The following is a 5,645-nucleotide window of genomic DNA, read 5'->3' on the forward strand; positions in this document are numbered from 1 at the left end:
GATTCCTCTACGTCTCGTGGGCTCGGAGATGTGTATAAGAGACAGGTGCCGTACCCCGCGGCGGTTTGCGTTTAGCCCTGACGCTGCTTGTGGCGCGGGTTGTCGCAAATCACCATCACACGACCGTGCCGGCGGATCACCTTGCACTTGTCGCAGATCTTCTTGACGCTCGGCTGAACCTTCATCGAGCAACCTTTTCAATCAGCGACTGGACATAGGGATGCCCAATCTTGTGGTGGATAATCACAGGAAGCCTGTGTTGCATCAGCCCTGAAAAGGGCATAAAGGCGGGCACAGACGACCGAAGGGCAACTTTACGCGTATTTCCTCAGATCGCCAAACCCGCATCGGTTGGCGCGGCCTGGGCCCCGTCGGTATTTCGACGGGGCACGCCGGCCTCACTTGTGTCGGTAGACGATTCGTCCGCGGTTGAGATCGTACGGAGACATCTCGACGACGACGCGGTCGGACGGCAGGATTCGGATGTAGTGCTGACGCATCTTGCCAGAGATGGTGGCGAGCACCTTGTGTCCGTTGCCGAGCTCCACGCGGAACATCGCATTCGGCAGTGCCTCAACCACAGTGCCCTCCATCTCGAGGGCGCCTTCCTTCTTAGCCATAAACTCTCAATCTTCGCCTGTCGGGTGGCACATGCGCACCCTTGGGGCATTCTACGCGTCCGCTCGCAGGTGCCCCAAATCCCCCGCCGCCGACGACGCCGTGCCGACGAGAGTAGCCTCACTGCATGAACTACTTCGCTGTGCTCTACACATATGCCACCGATAAGGCCAAGCTCGACAAGGTGCGCCCGGAACACCGTCGCTACCTCTCCTCTCTTGCAGAAAACGTCGGCGCGGGCCCGCTGCTCGACACCGACCCCGGGCGGGCACTCCTGCTCTTCCAGGCCGAGTCGCTCGAGGCCGTCACGCAGTTGCTCGACGCCGACCCATTCCACGCTGCTGGCCTCATCGCCAACCGCGAGGTGTTCGGCTGGAATCCCGCGACGGGTTCCCTCGCTCAGTAGCGGCTCACTGCACGCGCTCGGCGTCGACGGTCCAGGTGTTGCAGTCGCCGATCGTCTGCGCCTGCAGCCCTCTCGTGCCCCAGTCGACGAGGGACGCGCGTGTGCCGTGCTGCTCGCTTTCTTGCATGGTGCGTAACCGTTTGCCCCATGACTTGACGTCGTCGGCACCGAACTCGACGGCGTCGTTGCGCACGGTCATCATGCCCGACCAGCACACGGCCTGGAGTTCGCTGCGGCGCATCAGGCTGCCGTCGGCGTCGTTCTCGCCCGCCCAGGCCTGCGAGATGCCTGCGAGCGCCTGGATGTGGTGGCTGTATTCGTGGTTGACCATCTCGTTGACTGAGAGGTCCCACTCCCCCGCCATCGCGAGGTGCTCCCCACCGAAGAAGACGCTCCCGCCCTTCGCGGCGCAGTAGAAGGCCGGCGCCTCAAAGTACCCGCAGTCGCTCTTCGAGCCCACGCCCGGATAAAACATCACCTCGGGCATCTTGGTCGACCAACCCATCTTCTCGAAGATCGGTACCCACGCTTCATGCACGCATTTCCACTGCTGGCGCACCACCTTGCGCCATTCCTTCTCATCGCGCAGCGTCGTCTGCTTCGGACAATGACTCAATTCGGGTGCGGGGAGTTCGTACAGCGGGTTGGACTGCAGGGCCGCATCCAGCGAACCATCCGCTGGTGGCAGCGGTTCCACCGACGACACGGGCGCCGTACGGGTGCTCTTCGACGGCGTGGCGCTCGCCGTCGCGCGAGATGTAGGAGAAGCAGTACCGACGCTACTCGCGCTGCTCGTCGGCTGCGGCGAAGCGGCGCTGGGCTGGGCTTGCGGAGCACGCCCAGACACAGCGATACCCAGCCCGATCACCGACCCCGCGACGATGATGGCCGCCGCTACGAGGATGATCCCGAACCGGGAAAACCGGGAGTTGTGTTCCGGCGACGGCGCACGTTCCTCCCAGCGCGGGCCGGGCGCCCTGACATCTCGGAACGGCGGTGTCGTCCACGAGGTGGGGCTGGGCGCATTGGGGCGGCTCGCCTCCTCGTCGAGGAACCACGATGGTGGCTCTCCCGCGCTGGGCGGGACGATGTTGGGCGCCAGGTTCCGGTTTTCCGGACGCGCCGGGCTGGGTGGGCCGTCGGGGCTGGATGATGAATCGGGGCTGCCGTCTGACGACATCTCAACGTCGTCACGATCCGACGACGACTCACTCATACCTTGCTCCTCACTTCACGAGGCCAGTGGGCACCTCGTTGCGCACAGCCCACCCTACGCGCGACGAGGTTCACAGCAGCAGCGCGAGCACGACGATGACCACGAGGATTGCGCCGATGATCGACCCGCCAACGACGATGGGCTTCAGCGCATTGGTCGAGATCGGCGCCAGCTCTCCTGGCTCCCCGCTGCCTGTTTCGACGATGGCCGGCACCGCCGTCGTGCCATCAGGCAGCTCGCGAACCACCGGAGCCAGATCTCCCAGATTGGTGCCAGCATAGAGCTGATCGAGCAACTCCAGGTAGCGGTCTTGCTCGATGCGGCCGGCTTGAAACTCGTCGGTAAGCCGAGCCTCGAGGGATTGCCGCTCCGCGTCAGCGACTGGCTCCTCGCTGCGGGCGATGTATTTCGACGACGGTGAGAGCTCCATGCAGTCAGTCTACGGGCGATCAGTCCGCCAGCGGGCCAAACAACTCGCCCAGGCGAGCCTCTCCCCCGTCGGGTTCGGTCAGCACCCAGATGCCACCTGCGGTGATGGCGACGGTGTTCTCCCAGTGGCTGCCCCTGGAACCGTCCGCGGAGACGACGGACCATTCGTCGTCGAGCTCCAGCGTTCGATGCCCACCGTTCGTCACCATCGGCTCAATCGCCAGCACAGTGCCCAATGCGAGCTGCGCCGAGCGCCCGAAGGTGCGGACGTTGGGCACGTCGGGCGGCATGTGCATGGAGCGCCCAATGCCATGCCCGGTGTACTCACGCAGAATCCCGAATCGCCCCTGGCTGGTGATCGACTTCTCGATAGCTTTCGAGATGTCGTTGACCTTCCGCCCCGGGCGCATCATGCGCGTACCAGCCCATAGCGCCTCTTCGGTCACACGGTTGAGGGTGCGGTCTTCTGCCGACCCTTCGCCCACGATGATGGTTCTTGCCGCATCGCCATGCCAGCCCTGCACAATGGCACCGAAATCGATACTGACGAGGTCGCCGTCTTGGAGCACGCGCTTATCCGGGATGCCGTGCACGAGCACGTCGTTCACAGAAATGCACGCAACACCAGGGAAACCCATGCCGTATTCCGCACCGTAGTTCAGGAAATTCGACGTGGCCCCGTGCCGCGCGAGTACCTCTCGCCCGACGGCATCCACTTCTGCGGTCGTCACGCCCGGCTTCGCGGCCTCGATCATCGCGGCCAAGCCCTCGGCGACGACGAGGCCCGCTGCGCGCATCAGCCGAAGCTGTTCGTCGGTTTTCTTCTCCATCACTGCGCAGCGACGCGTTCGTCGAGCTGGGCAAACATGCGCGCCTGCACTTCATCAACACTGCCCGTGCCATCGACCTCGATGAGCAGGCCCTCCTGCTCGTAATGCATCAACAGCGGCGCAGTCTGCCCGGCGTAGACTTCCATCCTTCGGCGGATGGTGTCTTCGTTGTCGTCAGCGCGGCCTTCCTTCTCGGCGCGGCTAAGCAGGCGCTCCACGAGAGCCTCCGGGTCGACGTGGAGACTCACGACGGCGTCGAGCGCCGCGTCGTGCTCCGCGAGGTAGTCGTCGAGGAAGTGCACCTGGTGCAGAGTGCGAGGGAAACCGTCGAGCAGGAAGCCGGGCTCGCAGTCGGGCTGTTCGAGGCGGTCGGCCACAATTTCTTCGGTGATCTCGTCGGGCACATACTCACCCGCATCGATGATGGCTTTCACCTTGACCCCGAGCGGGGTCTGCCCCTTGATATTGGCGCGGAAGATGTCGCCCGTCGAGATCGGCGGGATGCCGTACCGGTTGGCGAGCCCCGTCGCTTGCGTGCCTTTGCCCGCGCCCGGGGCCCCCATGATCAAAAGCCTCACTTGAGGAACCCTTCGTAGTTACGCTGCTGCAGCTGGCTCTCAATGCGCTTGATCGTGTCGAGCCCCACACCAACCATAATGAGCACCGACGTGCCGCCGAAGGGGAAGTTCTGATTGGCCCCGACGGCCATGAACGCGATAGTCGGCAAGGCCGCGACGACAGCCAGGTAGAGCGAGCCAGGTGCCGTGAGGCGGTTCAGCACGTAGCCCAGGTAGCGCTCCGTGGGTTTGCCGGCACGAATGCCCGGGATGAACCCCCCGTACTTCTTCATGTTGTCGGACACTTCTTGAGGGTTGAAGGTGATCGACACGTAGAAGTACGCGAAGGCAATGATGAGAACGAACTGCAAGATGTTGTACGGCAGACTGAAGTGAGAGTTCTGGCCCGCGAAGTACCGGCCAATCCACTGACCCGCGGCGCTCTCGGGACGGAACGTCGCGAACAAGACAGGCAGGTACAGGATGGAGCTGGCGAAAATCACCGGAATCACACCGGCCTGGTTCACCTTGAGCGGGATGTAGGTGGTGGAGCCACCGACGAGGCGACGCCCCACCATCCGCTTCGCGTACTGCACGGGAATGCGACGCTGGCCCTGCTCCATGAACAAGATGGCGCCCATCACGAGCAAGCCCACCAGGATGATGGCGACGAGGTAGAACCAGCCGATGGCACCCTCGTTCTGCGCCTTCACCGCCCAAATGCCGTTCGGGAACGCAGCGGTGATCTGCGTGAAGATCATGATGGACATACCGTTGCCGATACCGCGCTCGGTGATGAGCTCGCCCATCCACATGATGATGCTGGTACCCGCAGTCATCACGAACACCATCGTGACGAGCGCGAGCAGATCCTGCGAGTAGAGGATGCCGGTGCAGCCCTGGAGCAGCTGGCCGGTATTCGCGAGGGTGACGAATGCCGTCGCATTCATCACGGCCAACACGAGCGTGAGGTATCGCGTGTACTCGGTGATCTTCGCCTGACCCTGGCCGCCTTCCTTCTTCAGGGCCTCAAGCTTGGGGATCACCACTGTCATGAGCTGCAGGATGATCGACGAGGTGATGTACGGCATGATGCCCAGTGCGAACACCGTGAGTTGCAGCAGCGCACCGCCCGAGAACAGGTTAATCATCGAGTAGAGGCCTGCGGCTGAACCCTGGCTCGCCTGGGTGACGCACTCGTCGATGCGAGCCATGTTGACGTTCGGGGAGGGCAGCGATGAGCCAAACCGGAAGATCGCGATGATACCGAGCGTGAAGAGAATCTTCTTACGCAGATCCGGCGATCTGAACGCGTTCAGGAAGGCGGAAATCATCCAGCGCTACTTTCAATCCATTCGCGGCCGCAGGGCCACAGGGCCTAATACAACTCAGTCAGCCTAGCAACTTTGCCCCCACGGCCCCAAGTCACAGGAGCGGAAGCCGATACGGCTAGGCCTTCTCTAGCACGTCAGAGAAAAAGGGGACGGTGACCGGGCTCGAAATCGGAACCGGTCACCGTCGTGAAGGTTGTGTGCTCAGAGCTCGTTCGCAGAACCGCCGGCAGCAGCCAGCTTCTCCTTCGCAGAACC

Annotated in this window: 8 protein-coding genes; 1 reads left to right on the forward strand and 7 read right to left on the reverse strand. The window is 63.1% G+C overall.

Annotated elements, in window-relative coordinates; genetic code table 11:
- Positions 1-71: 71 nt before the first annotated feature.
- Positions 72-185, reverse strand: a complete 114-nt coding sequence (gene rpmJ / locus Q0X68_RS12860; protein ID WP_002514836.1) for a 50S ribosomal protein L36 — start codon at positions 183-185, stop codon at positions 72-74.
- Between the two features lie 213 nt (positions 186-398).
- Complete coding sequence (gene infA / locus Q0X68_RS12865; protein ID WP_108870060.1) at positions 399-620, reverse strand: translation initiation factor IF-1; 222 nt, start codon at positions 618-620, stop codon at positions 399-401.
- 125 nt (positions 621-745) lie between these two features.
- Between infA and Q0X68_RS12870 the strand changes: the two genes are divergently transcribed.
- Positions 746-1,024 (forward strand): YciI family protein, encoded by a 279-nt coding sequence (locus tag Q0X68_RS12870; protein WP_297752561.1) that lies wholly within the window; start codon positions 746-748, stop codon positions 1,022-1,024.
- 4 nt (positions 1,025-1,028) lie between these two features.
- Here Q0X68_RS12870 and Q0X68_RS12875 read toward each other — a convergent pair whose 3' ends face one another.
- The 5 genes from Q0X68_RS12875 to secY all read right to left on the reverse strand — a co-directional run bounded on the left by Q0X68_RS12875 (position 1,029) and on the right by secY (position 5,390).
- Positions 1,029-2,240 (reverse strand): neutral zinc metallopeptidase, encoded by a 1,212-nt coding sequence (locus Q0X68_RS12875; protein ID WP_297752564.1) that lies wholly within the window; start codon positions 2,238-2,240, stop codon positions 1,029-1,031.
- Positions 2,241-2,310: 70 nt separating this feature from the next.
- On the reverse strand, positions 2,311-2,670 hold the full coding sequence (locus Q0X68_RS12880; protein ID WP_297752567.1) for a DUF1707 domain-containing protein: 360 nt from the start codon (positions 2,668-2,670) through the stop codon (positions 2,311-2,313).
- Positions 2,671-2,689: 19 nt separating this feature from the next.
- Entirely contained in the window at positions 2,690-3,499 is an 810-nt protein-coding gene (gene map, locus Q0X68_RS12885; RefSeq protein WP_297752570.1) for a type I methionyl aminopeptidase, read from the reverse strand.
- Entirely contained in the window at positions 3,499-4,077 is a 579-nt protein-coding gene (locus Q0X68_RS12890; RefSeq protein WP_297752573.1) for an adenylate kinase, read from the reverse strand. The genes map and Q0X68_RS12890 overlap by 1 nt, the downstream gene beginning before the upstream one ends.
- Complete coding sequence (gene secY / locus Q0X68_RS12895) at positions 4,074-5,390, reverse strand: preprotein translocase subunit SecY (protein ID WP_297752576.1); 1,317 nt, start codon at positions 5,388-5,390, stop codon at positions 4,074-4,076. The genes Q0X68_RS12890 and secY overlap by 4 nt, the downstream gene beginning before the upstream one ends.
- Positions 5,391-5,645: the final 255 nt, after the last annotated feature.

Origin of the sequence: uncultured Tessaracoccus sp. (assembly GCF_947286155.1) — a bacterium.
Taxonomy (GTDB): domain Bacteria; phylum Actinomycetota; class Actinomycetes; order Propionibacteriales; family Propionibacteriaceae; genus Arachnia.